The sequence below is a fragment of the Sphingomonas oligophenolica genome (assembly GCF_039522915.1).
Classification (GTDB): Bacteria; Pseudomonadota; Alphaproteobacteria; order Sphingomonadales; family Sphingomonadaceae; genus Sphingomonas; species Sphingomonas oligophenolica.
In genome coordinates this window covers 56,767-71,974 of record NZ_BAAAEH010000037.1, presented here as the reverse complement: position 1 = coordinate 71,974, position 15,208 = coordinate 56,767, and the positions used below count along the sequence as shown (strand labels likewise).

Annotated in this window: 14 protein-coding genes; 8 read left to right on the top strand and 6 right to left on the bottom strand. The window is 66.4% G+C overall.

The features are described 5' to 3' along the window. The first annotated feature begins 195 nt into the window (after window positions 1–195). Entirely contained in the window at window positions 196–579 is a 384-nt protein-coding gene (locus tag ABD050_RS18770; RefSeq protein WP_343891020.1) for a hypothetical protein, read from the top strand. A 77-nt stretch (window positions 580–656) separates the two neighbouring features. On the opposite strand, the gene ABD050_RS18765 is transcribed toward ABD050_RS18770, so the two are convergent. Genes ABD050_RS18765 through hpnI form a run of 5 tightly spaced genes read right to left on the bottom strand, consistent with a single transcriptional unit; the run spans window position 657 to window position 6,026 of the window. After that, the gene (locus tag ABD050_RS18765; RefSeq protein WP_343891019.1) at window positions 657–1,661 is read right to left on the bottom strand and encodes a lysylphosphatidylglycerol synthase domain-containing protein; all 1,005 of its coding nucleotides are present in this window, start codon (window positions 1,659–1,661) and stop codon (window positions 657–659) included. A gap of 20 nt (window positions 1,662–1,681) precedes the next feature. Next, window positions 1,682–2,581: a ferritin-like domain-containing protein gene (locus ABD050_RS18760; RefSeq protein ID WP_343891018.1), complete on the bottom strand. Its 900-nt coding sequence runs from the start codon at window positions 2,579–2,581 to the stop codon at window positions 1,682–1,684. Between the two features lie 9 nt (window positions 2,582–2,590). Further along, on the bottom strand, window positions 2,591–3,436 hold the full coding sequence (gene hpnK, locus ABD050_RS18755) for a hopanoid biosynthesis-associated protein HpnK (RefSeq protein ID WP_343891025.1): 846 nt from the start codon (window positions 3,434–3,436) through the stop codon (window positions 2,591–2,593). Beyond that, the gene (gene hpnJ, locus ABD050_RS18750; protein ID WP_343891017.1) at window positions 3,433–4,878 is read right to left on the bottom strand and encodes a hopanoid biosynthesis associated radical SAM protein HpnJ; all 1,446 of its coding nucleotides are present in this window, start codon (window positions 4,876–4,878) and stop codon (window positions 3,433–3,435) included. Before hpnJ ends, hpnK begins: the two co-directional genes overlap by 4 nt. Then, the gene (gene hpnI, locus ABD050_RS18745; RefSeq protein WP_343891016.1) at window positions 4,875–6,026 is read right to left on the bottom strand and encodes a bacteriohopanetetrol glucosamine biosynthesis glycosyltransferase HpnI; all 1,152 of its coding nucleotides are present in this window, start codon (window positions 6,024–6,026) and stop codon (window positions 4,875–4,877) included. The genes hpnJ and hpnI overlap by 4 nt, the downstream gene beginning before the upstream one ends. A 250-nt stretch (window positions 6,027–6,276) precedes the next feature. Here hpnI and hpnA point away from each other — a divergent pair, with 250 nt between their 5' ends. The 7 genes from hpnA to ABD050_RS18710 are packed head-to-tail and all read left to right on the top strand — an operon-like array spanning window position 6,277 to window position 14,143. Then, the gene (gene hpnA, locus ABD050_RS18740) at window positions 6,277–7,278 is read left to right on the top strand and encodes a hopanoid-associated sugar epimerase (RefSeq protein WP_343891015.1); all 1,002 of its coding nucleotides are present in this window, start codon (window positions 6,277–6,279) and stop codon (window positions 7,276–7,278) included. Then, window positions 7,275–8,408 (top strand): glycosyltransferase, encoded by a 1,134-nt coding sequence (locus ABD050_RS18735; protein ID WP_343891014.1) that lies wholly within the window; start codon window positions 7,275–7,277, stop codon window positions 8,406–8,408. The genes hpnA and ABD050_RS18735 overlap by 4 nt, the downstream gene beginning before the upstream one ends. Next, window positions 8,408–9,250, top strand: a complete 843-nt coding sequence (hpnC, locus tag ABD050_RS18730) for a squalene synthase HpnC (protein ID WP_343891013.1) — start codon at window positions 8,408–8,410, stop codon at window positions 9,248–9,250. Before ABD050_RS18735 ends, hpnC begins: the two co-directional genes overlap by 1 nt. Next, window positions 9,247–10,086, top strand: a complete 840-nt coding sequence (gene hpnD, locus ABD050_RS18725; RefSeq protein WP_343891012.1) for a presqualene diphosphate synthase HpnD — start codon at window positions 9,247–9,249, stop codon at window positions 10,084–10,086. The genes hpnC and hpnD overlap by 4 nt, the downstream gene beginning before the upstream one ends. After that, a complete protein-coding gene (hpnE, locus tag ABD050_RS18720; protein ID WP_343891011.1) occupies window positions 10,071–11,327 on the top strand; it encodes a hydroxysqualene dehydroxylase HpnE in 1,257 nt (418 codons plus the stop codon). Before hpnD ends, hpnE begins: the two co-directional genes overlap by 16 nt. A gap of 9 nt (window positions 11,328–11,336) precedes the next feature. After that, on the top strand, window positions 11,337–13,295 hold the full coding sequence (gene shc / locus ABD050_RS18715) for a squalene--hopene cyclase (RefSeq protein ID WP_343891010.1): 1,959 nt from the start codon (window positions 11,337–11,339) through the stop codon (window positions 13,293–13,295). After that, on the top strand, window positions 13,292–14,143 hold the full coding sequence (locus ABD050_RS18710) for a phosphorylase family protein (protein WP_343891009.1): 852 nt from the start codon (window positions 13,292–13,294) through the stop codon (window positions 14,141–14,143). The genes shc and ABD050_RS18710 overlap by 4 nt, the downstream gene beginning before the upstream one ends. Here ABD050_RS18710 and hpnH read toward each other — a convergent pair. Next, window positions 14,063–15,208 carry an adenosyl-hopene transferase HpnH gene (gene hpnH / locus ABD050_RS18705; protein WP_343891008.1) on the bottom strand — a complete coding sequence of 382 codons (1,146 nt, stop codon included), beginning with the start codon at window positions 15,206–15,208 and terminating at the stop codon, window positions 14,063–14,065. The two genes, ABD050_RS18710 and hpnH, sit on opposite strands and share 81 nt — an antisense overlap.

Genomic DNA, 15,208 nt, shown 5'->3' with positions numbered 1-15,208 from the left:
CGCCGCCGCACATCCCGAGATCGCCAAAGCCGCATGAGGCCCCTCGTGGGGGTGTTTTAGCGCTTACTTTCTGACACGAAGAACGGCGCTGATCGCTCCACAGCATGCTGCGCCTGCCAGGCTGGGCAGAAATTACCTGCTTCTTTCCATCATTATCGCGGTACGGCGTGCCAACGGCGCACATAATCGACCGCCATGGACCGCATCATCAATGCCTCACGGGCCGCCGCATCCGTCGCCTATGCGTCGTTCAGGATCCAGATGATGGGGCCGCCTGAGGGGCCGGGCCGCCTAGCTGCCACTCGATCGCTTCTGACGTTCATACCGGCGCCCCCGATCATGATCGCGTCGGCGCGCCAGTCGAGTTGGCAGCGATGGAATTCCGAGCAACCCTTCCGGACTGATTTCTTCGCGCCGCGCTACGTCGGGCGCGTCTCCATAGCCAGCGCGCCGTTGAACGTATCCGCCCTGATTGGCGCTGGGGTGAGGTCCGTATGGCGTCTTGCTCGCATGTTTGGCCGCGGCCGGGCTGCTCGCCCGCGCGGTCGTCATGATGATGAGCAGATTCACCCGGCCTGATCTTCTCCCGACCGACGCCGAGCCTATAGGCGCGCGCCATGAACCGGTCGATTCCGGAGCATAAGCCCGCGCCTTCGTCACTCCGCCGGGATTTCCGGCAATGACTGCCGTCCTCCCGACACCTTGCGTACGTCCCGTACCACTGCCCGTGCCTCGCCGAATTGCCAGGCCAGCAATGTGGGCAGGCCAAGGCCGACATCGCGCGCGCGCTTGGCCAGCGATAGAGCGAGCGCGGTTTCGGCGGGCAGGCCGAACAAGGGGCCAGCCAGCGCATAGGCTGCCTCCTGCACGCCGATCGCGCCGGGAATGGCGAAGGCGACGCTCCTGAGCGTGAAGATCAGGCTCTCGATCGAAAGGGCGGACCAGATGGAGATATGGACGCCCATCATCAGCAGGACGATCCAACTGCCGATCGCCGTGGCGGTCCAGCCAGCGAGATTGAGAGCAAATCCCAATGCCGTCCGTCGCGGCTGCCCATAGATCCGCCGCATCTCGTCAGTGATGCCGGTCATCGCCATCACCGATCCGGGCAGGAACTGCTGGGCGATGCGGCCGGCAAGGCCGAGCGCCGGGCGCTGGGCGGTGAAGAACATCACCATCACTGCCACCATCACCGCGGTGCCGCCGAGGATCAGCGGGCGCAAGGCGACTGCATTGCCACCCTGGACCAGCATCGAGACCATCATGGCGAGCCCGAACAAGGTGAAGACGAGTTGCGCCGCCATTTCGGTCGTAAGGTCGACGACGAAAGAGGCATAGACCCGCGACGCCAGCATGCGGTGGAGGGTCAGCGTTCGTATGCCGACGACGATGCCGCCGATCTGCGAAAAGGGCAACAGGTCGGACACCGCCTCGCGCACCATCCGCGCCCAGGTGAAGCGGCCGAGTCGGTCGAGCGGCTCGCCCGGCGCGACAGCAAGCCACGCGCCGCCGAGGATCGCGAACACGCCGATCGAATAGAGGCAATAGATCAGGAAACCGGCGAACCCGATCCGCCCGGCGACAGCGATGACGCTGCCGAAACCGGTCGAGCCGAATGCCCAGATCGCCGCGGCCAAGCCCCCCAGGGTCGCCAGCAGCATGCCCGCGCGTGCAAGGTTTTTCAGCCAGTCTCTCCCTTGGCCTTGCCCGTGAAACGCAATGCGAGCCGCATCATCGCGGGCACGAATCGCGGCCGGATCAGCCGTTGATCATAGGGTGCAAGCCGCCGGTCATTCTCGGCAAGGCAAATCTGCGCGAGCTCGGGAAAACTCACCTCGACCCCAAGCTCCTTCGAACCGTTGAGGGTGAAGTTGTTCTCCTGCGCCTTGGTGTTGTCGCCCATGCCGCGCGCCATGCTCACCCGTTCGAGGATCAGCACCAGCCATACAGCGAAGACCTTCATCTCGAACCAGGGGCGGCGCCAGAAGGGCATGGTCCGCCGCCACCACGCCACCCAGTTGACGAAGAACAGGATGTGGCGCCCCTCTTCACGCATCACCGGCTCGAAGGTCTCGACCAGCTCTTCCGGGAAGAAGCCCGAATCCTTGGCGAGCTTGAACAGGCCGAAGCCGAAGAAGCTGTCGATGCATTCGGAATAGCCGGTGCGCATGAAGGAGAATTCGGGGTCGCGCGGGCGCTTGTACTCGGGCTCGGGGGCAAGCTCGATGCCATAAGCCTGGACCATGTCGGCAAGGACGATCTTGTGCCGGCTTTCCTCGAAGCCGTTCATGTCGATCGCCGCCTTGAGCAGCGGATCGACCACGCCTTCGCCATAGGTCTTGACGTTCATGCCGGCGCGGCCCTCGGTCGCGACGGCGATGTCCCAGATCGGCAGCGAGACGATCTTGTCGCGCGTGTCGGGCTCGAGCTCGGGCCAGTCGATCAGCGCCGGGCGATAGGGATCATGGGTTTCGAGCAGGGTGCGACAGAAAAGCGCCTTGTGCGCTTCGCTGCCCAGCGGGATCGGCCCGCTCGGGATGGGCTGGTGTTCGAACTGATGATGGCCCGTGGCGATGTTCATGGCACTGTCTCACGCAAAATCCGCAAAGCACCCCATGGCAATGCTCTCGCGCAGGATCGCCGCGCGTGCAAGAGGATCGAGAAGTGCGGCGAGCTCGCCGCGATAGGCGTAGCCCGGGGCGTGGCCGGGATAGGCGTCGTCGGTCGCGGGGTGGGTGTAGATTTCGGTCAGCCCGTCGGGAAGATGGTCGATCAACCCGCGCAGCCGCGTTGCGTCGATCGCGCCCGACCAGGCAAGGCCGAGCACCTGGTCAGGCACCGTCATGCCCGCGGCGCGCATCCGGCGGCGAACGAGCAGCGCCCAGAGATGCGCCACATCGATCCCGCCGGTGCCGGGCTCGATCTGCGCGAGCACCGCGCGCGGCTCGACGGGCGCGCGGACCGATCTCATGCCGAAGCGCTTTCCTGTCCGCAGGATTGTCGAGGCGATGGTCGGGTGAAGGTGGAAATGTTTGTGCGCGTTGACGTGATCGAGCGGCAGGCCGGTCGCCGCAAACGCCGCGAACTGCGCCTCGACCTCGGCTAGAAGCTGACGCCGCGCGCCGGGCCTGGTGAAGATGGTGATGCCGGCGCCGACCATGTCGGTGCGGAAATGGCCGGAGCTGTCGACCAGATCGGGCACCTGTTCCGGCGGCAGGGTGGGACGCCCCTCGACGAGCACGAGATGGAGACCGACGCCGAGCGACGGCATCGCTCTGGCGCGTTCCACCGCATCGGCCGCGGCATCGCCCGACACCATCAGGCTCGCCGCGGTCAGCACGCCGCCCCGGTGCGCCTGCTCGATCGCCTCGTTGACGGCGACCGCCGCCCCGAAATCGTCGGCGGTGACGATCAGGCGCTTCTCACCTCGTGTCAGGTGGCTTCCTTCCGGCGGCGCAGGAAATCGAAAAACTCCACACCCTCGCGCAGGCGCCGCTTCATCATGTTCCAGTCGCGCAGCATCTCGGACACGATCGACCAGATCTTGGAGGGGCGGAAATAGAAGCGTTTGTAGAATTCCTCGACCTTGTCGAAGATCACGCTCGCCGGCAGATGCGGATAGCTGAGCTGTGCGATCTGGTTGCCGCCGTCGGTCAGCAGGTGATCGGTCCCGTCGAACCAGCCATTTTCGGTCGCCTGCTTGTACAGGAAGGTGCCGGGATAAGGCGCCGCCAGCGACACCTGGATGGTGTGCGGATCGATTTCCTTGGCATAGTTGATCGTCTCCTCGATCGTCTCCTCAGTCTCGCCGGGTAGGCCGAGGATGAAGGTGCCGTGGATGACGATGCCGAGCTCGTGGCAATCCTTGGTGAACTGCCGCGCGACATCAGTGCGCAGACCCTTCTTGATGTTGTGCAGGATCTGCTGGTTGCCGCTCTCATAGCCGACCAGCAGCAACCGCAGGCCGTTCGCCTTCAGCACTTCGAGCGTCTTGCGCGGTACATTGGCCTTCGCGTTGCAGCTCCACGACACGGGGAAGCCCTTCTTGCCGAAACCGAGCTGGCCGAGCGCGATCGCCAGCTCCTCGACGCGGGCATGATTGTCGGTCAGCGTATCGTCGTCGAAGAAGATCTCCTTGGTCTCGGGAATATTCTCCAGGATATATTTCACTTCCTCGATCACCTTGGGGACCGAGCGGAAGCGGTAATTATGCCCGCTGATCGTCTGCGGCCACAGGCAGAAGGTGCAGCGGCTCTTGCAGCCGCGCCCGGTGTAGAAGCTGACATAGGGATGGAGCAGATAGCCGCCGAAATATTTCTCGATGGTGAGATCGCGCTTGTAGACCGGCGAGACCATCGGGAGGACGTCCATGTCTTCGATGATCGCGCGATCCTTGTTGCGCACGAACGCGCCGTCGGGCGCGCGCCATGTGATGCCGTCGACCGTGGCGAGCGGATTGCCCTGGGCGATTTCGAGGATGGTAAAATCATATTCCTCGCGCGCGACGAAATCGACGTGCGGCGTCGCGGCAAGGCTCTTGTCTGGCTCGACCGCGACCTTGGCGCCGACGAAGCCGATCAGGATCTTCGGGTTGCGCTCCTTGATCAGCGCGGCCGTGCGGATGTCCTGGCCGAAGCTCGGCGTCGAGGTGTGGAGGATGACGAGGTCGCGATCGTCGAACTCGTGGCAGATATCGTCCCAGCTCTGATCGTGGGCAGGCGCGTCGATCAGCTTCGAGCCTTCGACCATCGCCGCCGGCTGGGCGAGCCAGGTCGGATACCAGAAGGACTTCACCTCGCGCTTCATCTGATAGCGCGCGCCGGCACCCCCGTCATAACCGTCGAACGAGGGGGCCTGCAGAAACAAGGTACGCATCATGCGGAAATCTCCGGATCGGCCGTGATCCGGCCGTCTGCTCCCATTCTAAGCCGTTGTCCGCGCCAATCAACCGAACGGGTGAAGAAGGTTGCGACGAATATTGCGAAAGTGAGGCAATCGCGCACCGGTAGCAGCCAGAGCGGGGCGGTCCGCGCGCGCGCCTGACGATCCACAGCGAGAGCCATTGCCGTCCGCGCGAGGAGCGACAAAGCGACAATCAGGGCGCCGATCGCGTGAGCGGGCGCCAGCACGCTGCCGAGCAAAGCGAGCGGCAGCGGCATGCCGATCACCGATCCGGCATAGGCGCCGGGCACGACACCCCGCACCGTCGCGCCCCACCGCAGCTCATGGCGCCACAGCTCGGCAAAGCTTCGCTCGGCCGAGCCATGGGTGACGAGCATCGGCGGCACTGCGACCTCGAGCCCAAGGGCGTGGATCGCCGCGCCGATCGCATAATCATCGGCCAGCACGTCGACGAAACGCGCGAAGCCGCCGATCCGGTCGAGCGTTTCGCGCCGCATCGCGATCGTCGATCCCATGCAGGGCCGCGCCAGCCCGAGCGCGACGCCGAACACCGCGCCGGGCAGGAACTGGTAGCTGAGCCCGGCCGCGCCGAGCCGCGACCAGAATCCGACGTCGCCGCGCCCCCGATAGAGACAGGTTACCGCGCCGGTATCGGGCTGGTCCAGCGCCGCAAGCAGGTGCGGGAGATAGTCGGGCGCAACGACCATGTCGCTGTCGCTGAGGATCAGGATTGGATGTGCGGCGCGGGGCATCATGTTGATCAGGTTGGAGATCTTGCCGCTCGCGCCGTGGCTGGCGGAGTCGATGACGAGATCGATCGCTGTTTCACGAGCGGTCTTCAGCCTTTCGACCACCCCGATCGCGCGATCATCGCTGCGCTGGACGCCGCAGAGGAGCTGGATCGGGCCGTCATGATCCTGGGTGAGGAAGCTCGCGAGATTCGCCGCCAGCAGGGGCTCGGCGCCGTGGAGCGGCTTGAGCAGCGTGACGGCATCGCTGCGCCGTGGCGATGCTGGTTCCGGTGCAAAGAATCGTCGGAAAACGATCAGTGCGGCAACTGTGTAGAGTATACCTGCCGCGGCCGATACCAGCAGCACCCAACCAAGGATGGCGAATCCTAGCATGGGAGGGACGACCCAAAACCCTTCTCCCCTTGTGGGAGAAGGTGGCCCGAAGGGCCGGATGAGGGGGAGTGAGGCTCGGAACGCTTATAAGCGCGTATCCCCCTCACCCTTCCCAAGCCTGCGGCTTGGGCCCCTTCCCTCTCCCACAAGGGGAGAGGGAGAATAGGCCGCGATCGAATCCCCATCGCCCCTCCCTATCGTCAGCCGCGTATCCTGTGTAGAGCGCGCGATCGAAGGACGCGGAGGCGGGGTGAGCCAGGATTCGGATATTGTCCTCGTCACCGGCGTTTCGGGATTCGTCGGTTCGGCGGTGGCACGGGCGCTCGCCGCACAGGGGCGGCAGGTCCGCGGCCTGGTCCGCGCGTCGAGCCCACGCACCAACCTAGAGGATTTCCCCGGCACGCTGGTCGAGGGCGATGCGCGAGACCCGGATGCGATGCTGCGCGCCGCGCAGGGGGCGCGGTACCTGTTTCACGTCGCCGCCGATTACCGGATCTGGGCGCGCGATCCCGAGGAGATCGTCCGCAACAACATGGCCAGCACCCGGGCGGTGATGGACGCGGCGCTGGCGGCCGGGGTCGAGCGCCTGGTCTACACCAGCAGTGTCGCCACCCTGAAGCCGCAGGCAGACGGCCCCGCCAACGAAAGTCATGCGGCGACGCCCGAACAGGCGGCGGGCGCCTATAAGCGCAGCAAGGTCGTCGCTGAGCGCCTTGTCGAGCGGATGGTCGCCGAGCGGGGCCTGCCGGCGGTGATCGTCAACCCGTCGACCCCGATCGGCCCGCGCGACGTGCGCCCGACGCCGACCGGGCGGATCATCGTTGAGGCGGCGAATGGCGGCATGCCCGCCTTTCTCGATAGCGGCCTCAACCTCGTCCATGTCGATGATGTCGCGGCTGGCCATGTCCTTGCGCTTGAACAGGGCAGGATCGGCGAGCGCTACATCCTTGGCGGCCAGGATGTTCAGCTCGGCGCGATGATCGGCGCGGTCGCCCGCGCCGTCGGCCGCAAGCCGCCGACGATCAGCCTGCCGCGCGCGCCGCTCTTCCCGCTGGCCTATGCCAATGAGGCGTTGGCGCGGATCACCGGCAAGGACCCGTTCCTGACGGTCGACGCGCTGAAGATGGCAAAGCACAGGATGTTCTTCAGCTCCGCCAAGGCGGAAGCAGAGCTTGGCTACCGTGCTCGATCCTGGGAGGAAGCAGTGGCTGACGCCGTCGCCTGGTTTCGCGCGGCGGGAATGATCCGATGATCGCGCTCGCGATCGGCGTGCTGAGCCTCGCCATCTGGTGCTGGCTGGTCTTCGCGCATGGCGGCTTCTGGCTGACCCGTGAACGCGACACGCGCGATCTGCCCGCGCCGCCCGCCGCCTGGCCCGACGTGGTGGCGATCGTTCCGGCACGCGATGAGGCTGATGTGATCGCGCGGTCGATCGGCAGCCTGATCGCACAGGATTATCCTGGCAGCCTCCGAGTCATCCTCGTCGACGATTCGAGCAGCGACGGCACCGCCGCCATGGCGCGGCAGCTGGCCGGCAATCATCCGCTCGAGATACTGACCGGACAGCCGCTTGCCCCCGGCTGGACGGGCAAGCTCTGGGCAGTGGCGCAGGGTGTGGAGGAAGCCGGCGTGCAGCCGCGCTATCTCTGGCTTACCGACGCCGATATCGAGCATGCGCCGGATACGCTCAGCACCCTGGTCGCCCGCGGCGAAGCACATGATCTCGTGCTTGTGTCGCTGATGGCTAAGCTGCGCTGCGACAGCCTCGCCGAGCGCGCGCTGATTCCCGCCTTCGTCTTCTTCTTCCAGATGCTCTATCCGTTCAGGCGCGTGAACAAGCCAACGGGTATCGGCGGGGCCGCGGGTGGCTGCATGCTCGTGCGCCGCGACGCCCTCGAGCGGGCCGGCGGCATCGCCGCGATCCGCACCGCGCTGATCGACGATTGCACGCTCGGCGCACTGCTGAAGCGGCAGGGGCGCATCTGGCTCGGTCTGACCGATCGGTCGCGGAGCATCCGGCCCTATGACGGCGCCGGCGTCATCGCGGCGATGATCTCGCGCTCGGCCTATGCCCAGCTCCGCTATTCGCCGCTGATGCTGGTCGGTACGCTGATTGGTCTGGCCCTGGTTTACGGTGTGCCGCCGGCGCTGGCGCTGTTCGGCACCGGTGCCGGGCGGCTTGCCGGACTTGCCGCCTGGGCGCTGATGGCGATCTCGTTCCAGCCGATCTCGCGCTTTTACGGCCGGTCGCCGCTCTGGGGCATAGCGCTGCCGCTGATCGCGGCTTTCTACGCCGGCTGCACCTTGCTATCGGCGTGGCAGCATATGCGGGGACGTGGTGGAATGTGGAAGGGTCGTGCGCAGGCGGCAGAGATGCGCTGATGGCTGATTCCGCTGACCTCGCCTCGGGCAAGGGCCATCGCGACGAGAATTTTCCCGTCGCCTCGGTGCTGCTCAAGCCCGAGCACCGCGCCCCGGTGATGGCCTTTTACCGCTTCGCCCGGCTGGCTGACGATATCGCCGATCACGAGACGTTGCCGCCCGTCGAAAAGCTCGCGCAGCTCGGCCGGATGCGCGCCGGGCTTGATGGTGCGCCCGATGGCTCAGCCGAAGCCGTCGCGCTGGGTAGAGTGATGGCCGAGCGGAAGCTCGATCCTGTCCATGCGCATGACCTGCTCACCGCCTTCGAGCGCGATTGCACCGTCAATCGCTATGCCGATTGGGACGGGCTGATTGATTATTGCCGCTATTCGGCGATGCCGGTCGGCCGGTATGTTCTCGACGTGCACGGCGAGGATCGCGCCACCTGGCCCGCTTCGGATGCGCTCTGCGCCGCGCTTCAGGTGATCAATCATCTTCAGGATTGCGGCAAGGATTACCGCACGCTCGATCGCGTCTATATTCCGGCGGCGACCTTTGCGGCGACGGGTGCGCGGATCGAGGATCTCGGTGGCGACGCCGCGACGCCGGCGCTCAGGACCGCGATCGTATCGCTGGTCCCGCCGACCCGCGCGCTGCTCGATCAATCAGCCGGCTTCAGCGCGACGATCGCCGACCGCCGCCTCGCCGCCGAGGTCGCGATCATCCACCGCCTCGCCGTCAGCCTGTGCGGGCGCCTCGAAACCCGTGATCCCCTGAGCGAGCGAGTCCATCACCGCCCCTGGGAAGCGGCGCTGCTGGCGACCGGCGCTGCCGCCGGCAGCCTGTTCAGGCGCGCGGCATGAACCCCGACGCAACCCCAGCCGCGCTGCAGCAGCAGGTCTCGGGCAGTTCCTTCTATGCCGGCATGCGCGTGCTCCCCAGGGCCGAGCGCGAGGCGATGTATGCGATCTACGGCTTTTGCCGGCTGGTCGACGACATCGCGGACGATCAGCAGGGCAATGCCGAGGGCCGGATGGCGGCGCTCGACGCATGGCGCGCCGATCTCGATTCGCTCTACGCCGGCGGCCCGCCGGGGCCGGCGGCCCTGGTCGCCGAGGCTGTGCAGCGCTTCAAGCTCGACCGCGCCGATTTCGAGGCAGTGATAGACGGCATGGCGATGGACGTCGATCGCGATATCCGCTGGCCGCGCTGGGCCGAGCTCGATCTCTATTGCGACCGTGTCGCCTCGGCGGTCGGCCGGCTGTCGGTGCGCATCTTCGGCATGGACGAGGCGCCCGGGATCGAACTTGCCTATCATCTCGGCCGCGCGCTGCAGCTCACCAACATCCTGCGCGATATCGACGAGGATGCCGGGATCGGCCGTGTCTATCTGCCCCTCGAGGCGATCGAAGCGGCGGGCATCGTGCCTGTCGAGCCGCTTCAGGTCGTCGCCGACCCGCGGATCGATCAGGCCTGCCGCGCGGTCGCTGCCCGGGCGCATGAGCATTACCGCGCGGCGCATGCCGTCCTCGCCACCCGGCCACGCGGCCACCTCATCGCGCCGCGCCTCATGGAGGCGGCCTATGCCAAGGTGCTGCGGCGGACTGAGGCAATCGGCTGGAAACCGCCGCGCCACCGGGTCAAGGTGTCGAAGCTCGGGCTGCTCTGGACGGTGGCGCGATTGTGGCTGATGCGTTGAGCTTCAGCCGGGCGACGATTGCCGGCGCCGGGCTGGCGGGACTATCCGCCGCGGTCGCGCTGACTGAGGCCGACGTCGTGGTGACGGTGGCCGATGCCGCGGCGCAGGCAGGCGGACGGTGCCGCTCCTATCACGATCCCCAGCTCGGCATGACGATCGACAATGGCAATCACCTCGTGCTCTCGGGCAATCCGGCGGTCGCGCGCTTCAGGGCGTTGATAGGAGCGACCACCCCGCTCGCCGGGCCTGAGCATGCCGACTTCACCTTTCACGACCTGAGGGACGGCGCGCGCTGGACGGTGCGGATCAATGACGGCCCGATTCCCTGGTGGATCGCTGCGCCCGGGCGACGCGTGCCGGGCAGCGGGATCACCGACTATCTTCCGCTCGCGAAGCTGCTGGGAACAGCGGAGGGGCGGATCGATGCGCGGATTGGTCCGCGAGGCGCTGTCTGGTCGCACCTGATCGAGCCCGTGCTGCTCGCTGCGCTCAACACAGCGCCCGCCGAAGGCTCGGCCCGATTGGCGGCGAACGTCCTGCGCGAGACGATCGCGAAAGGCGGCCGCGCGATGCGCCCGCGCATCGCCGAACCAAGCCTGGGTGCTGCCTTTATCGATCCCGCGCTTGCCTGGCTCGCGGCGCGGAACACGTCTGTAACGCTCGGGCGGAGGCTTCGCGCTATCGCCCTCGGCGATGGCAGGGTGACCGGACTCGATTGGGGCGCCGGCGTCGAGCCTGTCGCGCCGGACCAAGCGGTGATCCTTGCGGTGCCGCCCTGGGTCGCAACCACGCTCATCCCCGGCTTGCGGGCACCCGATGACTTCCGCGCCATCGTCAACGGCCATTTCGCGATCCCCGCGCCGGCAGGTGCGCCGGCGATGCTCGGCCTGTTCGGCGGCACCGCCGAATGGCTGTTCGCCTTTCCCGATCGCCTCTCGGTGACGGTCAGCGCCGCCGACCGGATCGTCGATATGGACCGCGAGGCTCTGGCCCGGACCTTCTGGGCCGATATCTGCACGGCCTTGTCGATCGATGCGCCGATGCCTGCCTGGCAGATCGTCAAGGAAAAGCGCGCGACCTTTGCCGCCACGCCCGAGCAGAATGCCAAGCGCCCGCCTGCCGCGACGCGCTGGCGCAACCTGTTCCTCGCCGGGGACTGGACCGATACCGGCCTGCCCGCGACGATCGAGGGGGCATTGCGCTCGGGCGAAACCGTGGCGCGGCGCGTGCTTGGAGGGTAGGAAGGGGCGATGCACCAGAATTTCCCGGAGATTGCCGGCGCCGCGCCGCTTGCTGCCGTCGAGGCAGCGGTCGATCGCGCGACTGCGGCGCTTGCCGCGCAGCAGCGCGACGATGGCCATTGGGTGTTCGAGCTCGAAGCCGATGCGACCATCCCGGCGGAATATGTCCTGCTCCGCCATTATCTCGGCGAGCCGGTCGACACCGGCCTTGAGGCGAAGATCGCGACCTATCTCCGCCGCATCCAGTCGGCTGAGCATCATGGCTGGGGCCTGTTCCATGGCGGCGCCTTCGACGTCAGTGCTTCGGTAAAGGCCTATTATGCGCTGAAGATGATCGGCGATCCGGTCGATGCGCCGCACATGGCGCGCGCCCGCGCCGCGATCCTGGCGGCGGGCGGCGCGGCGGCGAGCAATGTCTTCACCCGTATCCAGCTTGCCCTGTTCGCGGCGGGGCCGTGGTCGACCGTGCCGACGCTGCCGCCCGAGCTGATCCTGCTGCCGCGCTGGTTCCCGATCCATCTCTCGAAAATGTCCTATTGGGCGCGGACGGTGGTGGTGCCGCTGCTGGTGCTGTGTTCCTTGCAGCCGGTCGCGCGCAACGCGCTCGGGGTGAAGGTCGACGAGCTTTATACCGGCGAGAAGGTTCGTCCGGGCACCAAGGCGGCGGACACCAAATGGCTCTGGACTCACGGCTTCAACGCGCTCGACGTCGTGCTCAAGGCGGCTGATGGCCTGTGGCCAAAAAAGACCCGCGCGCGGGCGATCAAGGCCTGTGTCGATTTCGTGCTCGAGCGGCTGAACGGCGAGGACGGGCTCGGCGCGATCTATCCGGCAATGGCGAACAGCGTGATGATGTTCGATTGCCTTGGCTATGCCCAGGACCATCCCGCCCGTGCCATCGCCCGGCAATCTGTCGAGAAGCTGCTCGTGATCAAAGAGGACGAGGCCTATTGCCAGCCCTGCGTCTCCCCGGTGTGGGATACCGCGCTCGCCGCGCACGCAATGCTCGAAGCCGGCAGCGATGATGCCGAGGTGCGGGCGCGCCACGCGCTCGAATGGCTGAAGCCGCTCCAGGTCCTCGACGTGAAGGGCGACTGGGCGGAGGAAAAACCCGATGTCCGCCCCGGCGGCTGGGCCTTCCAGTATAACAACGCGCATTACCCCGATCTCGACGACACCGCCGTGGTGGTGATGGCGATGGATCGCGCGCGGGACAGGACTGGTGACGATTATCGCGAGGCGATCGATCGCGGCACTGAATGGACCGTTGGCCTGCAAAGCCGCAATGGCGGCTGGGGCGCGTTCGATGCCGACAACAGCTATCATTATCTGAACAACCTGCCCTTTGCCGATCACGGCGCCTTGCTCGATCCGCCGACTTCGGACGTGAGCGCGCGCTGCGTCTCGATGCTCGCCCAACTCGGCGAGACGCGCGACAGCGATCGGATGCGCGCCGCGCTCGATTTCCTGGCGAAGGAGCAGATGCCCGACGGCAGCTGGTTCGGCCGCTGGGGCGTGAACTATGTCTATGGCACCTGGTCAGTGCTGTGCGCGCTCAACGCGGCCGGCATCGGGCCCGAGGAGCCGATCGTGGCGAAGGCAGTCGCCTGGCTGACGCAAATCCAGAATCCGGACGGTGGCTGGGGCGAGGATTGCGAGAGCTACGCGCTCGATTATGCCGGCTACACCCCCGCGCCCTCGACTGCCTCGCAGACCGCCTGGGCCCTGCTCGGGCTGATGGCGGTGGGCGAGGTGGATTCGCGCGCAGTCGCACGCGGCATTGCCTGGCTCGCCGCGAACCAGGAGGCTGACGGGCTCTGGGGGCAGGAGATGTACACCGGCGGCGGTTTCCCGCGCGTGTTTTACCTGCGCTATCACGGCTACCCCAAATATTTCCCGCTCTGGGCAATGGCGCGCTACCGCAACCTCAAACGCTCCAACACGCGCTGCGTCGCGTTCGGCATGTGACGATTCTCGTTGCGACCGGCCTGCACAAGGAGGCCGGGATTTTGGCCGGGCCGGGGGTTGTGGTGGTGGCCGGCGGTGGCGATGGAGCGCGGCTGGAGCGGGAGCTTGAAGCGGCAGCCAAGGATGCGACCGCAATCCTGTCCTGCGGCCTGGCCGGCGCGCTGGCGCCCGAACTAAAGGCGGGCGACCTCGTATTAGGCTCCCTCTCCCAGCGGGAGAGGGAAGGGGCCCATGCCGAAGGCATGGGAAGGGTGAGGGTGACCGGTGAAGTCGAGCCCGACAATCACCCTCACCCTTCCGCCGCTTCGCGGCTCCAGCATCGGGTGAATAGCGTCCCGCGCTATTCAGATCATGCCGGGGGCATGATCGACCCGATGCTCTCTCCCGCTGGGAGAGGGAATGCGGCGCTGATCGAAAGGCTGGCAACGCAAATTCCTAGCGCTCAGGTCGGCACGATCACCGGCAGCGACACCATCGTTGCCACCGCGGCTCAGAAACAGGCGCTTCACGCCAAAACCGGCGCCCTCGCCGTCGACATGGAATCGCACATCGCCGCCCGCGTCGCGGCGCGCCACAACCTCCCCTTCGCGATCATCAGGGTCATCTCGGACAGCGCCGACGAAGCGCTCCCACCTGCCGCCCTGGCCGGCATGAAACCCGATGGCAGTATGGCCCTGGGCGCAGTCCTCGCCTCACTGGCCCGCAACCCGGCCCAGCTACCCGCCTTGATCCGCACCGGCATCCACGCCGGCCGCGCCTTCGCCGAATTACGCCGCGTTCGCGACGTGCTTGGCAGCCTTGGGGTTGGCCTTGCGGATGATCTCCAGCTCCCGCTCGACATGCGATGAGTGCACGTCCTGCGCCGGGCGCTGCTTGCTGAGATCGATGTCCGGCGCCATCGGCCCGGTCGTCCGCACGCCCTTGCGCCCGATCGCAAACATCTTGAGCGGGTGGCGGATCGAATCGGTCGCCGCCGTGCCCTCGAAGCCGCAATGCACCATGCAGTTGGCGCATTTCTCGTACTTGCCGACGCCGTAATCGTCCCAGTTCGTGCCTTCCATCAGCTCCTTGAAGCTCTGCACATAGCCTTCGCCGACCAGGTAACAGGGCTTCTGCCAGCCGAAGACGGTGCGCAGCGGCATCGACCAGGGCGTGCACTCATAGGTCTGGTTGCCGGCGAGGAAGTCGAGGAACAGGGGCGAGTTGGTGAAGGTCCATTTCTTGCCGCCATCGCCCTTCGAGAAGACATCGCGGAAGAACTGCTTGGTGCGGGTGCGGTTGAGGAAATGCTCCTGGTCGGCCGCGCGCTCATAGGCATAGCCGGGCGAGATGGTGATCTCGACGCCGCGCTTCTCCATCTCGTCGAAGAATGCGGCAAGCCGATCGGGTGAGGCGCCGTCGAACACGGTGCAATTGACCTGGACGCGGAAGCCCTTGGCCTTGGCCAGCTCGATCGCCTCGATCGCGACCTCATAGGTGCCGTCCTGATCAACCGCATGGTCGTGCATGCCCTTGTCGCCATCGAGATGGATCGACCAGGTGAAGAAGGGCGAGGGCTTGTAGTCGTCGATCTTCTTCTTGAGCAGCAGCGCGTTGGTGCACAGGATCACGAACTTCTTCTTCGCGATATAGCCCTGCACGATCTTCGGCATGTCGCGGTGGAGCAAAGGCTCGCCGCCCGCGATCGAGACGGCGGGGGCGCCGCAATCGTCGATTGCCTCCATGCACTGCTCGAAGCTCAGCCGCTGGTTGAGGATCGCATCGGGATAGTCGATCTTGCCGCAGCCCGGACAGGCGAGATTGCAGCGCAGCAGCGGCTCGAGCATCAGCACCAGCGGATAGCGGCCGCCCTTGATGTGCTGGCTCAGCGTGTAGGCGCCGATGCGGGCGATCTGGGAAAGGGGGAGAGTCAT

Bases quoted from the DNA above. Each gene is read 5' to 3' on its own strand.
- hpnI (WP_343891016.1), bottom strand. From the start codon at position 6,026: ATGCTAGGATTCGCCATCCTTGGTTGGGTGCTGCTGGTATCGGCCGCG.
- hpnJ (WP_343891017.1), bottom strand. From the start codon at position 4,878: ATGATGCGTACCTTGTTTCTGCAGGCCCCCTCGTTCGACGGTTATGAC.
- hpnD (WP_343891012.1), top strand. From the start codon at position 9,247: ATGAACCCCGACGCAACCCCAGCCGCGCTGCAGCAGCAGGTCTCGGGC.
- ABD050_RS18760 (WP_343891018.1), bottom strand. From the start codon at position 2,581: ATGAACATCGCCACGGGCCATCATCAGTTCGAACACCAGCCCATCCCG.
- ABD050_RS18765 (WP_343891019.1), bottom strand. From the start codon at position 1,661: ATGCTGCTGGCGACCCTGGGGGGCTTGGCCGCGGCGATCTGGGCATTC.
- ABD050_RS18770 (WP_343891020.1), top strand. From the start codon at position 196: ATGGACCGCATCATCAATGCCTCACGGGCCGCCGCATCCGTCGCCTAT.
- ABD050_RS18735 (WP_343891014.1), top strand. From the start codon at position 7,275: ATGATCGCGCTCGCGATCGGCGTGCTGAGCCTCGCCATCTGGTGCTGG.
- hpnH (WP_343891008.1), bottom strand. From the start codon at position 15,208: ATGACTCTCCCCCTTTCCCAGATCGCCCGCATCGGCGCCTACACGCTG.
- hpnC (WP_343891013.1), top strand. From the start codon at position 8,408: ATGGCTGATTCCGCTGACCTCGCCTCGGGCAAGGGCCATCGCGACGAG.
- shc (WP_343891010.1), top strand. From the start codon at position 11,337: ATGCACCAGAATTTCCCGGAGATTGCCGGCGCCGCGCCGCTTGCTGCC.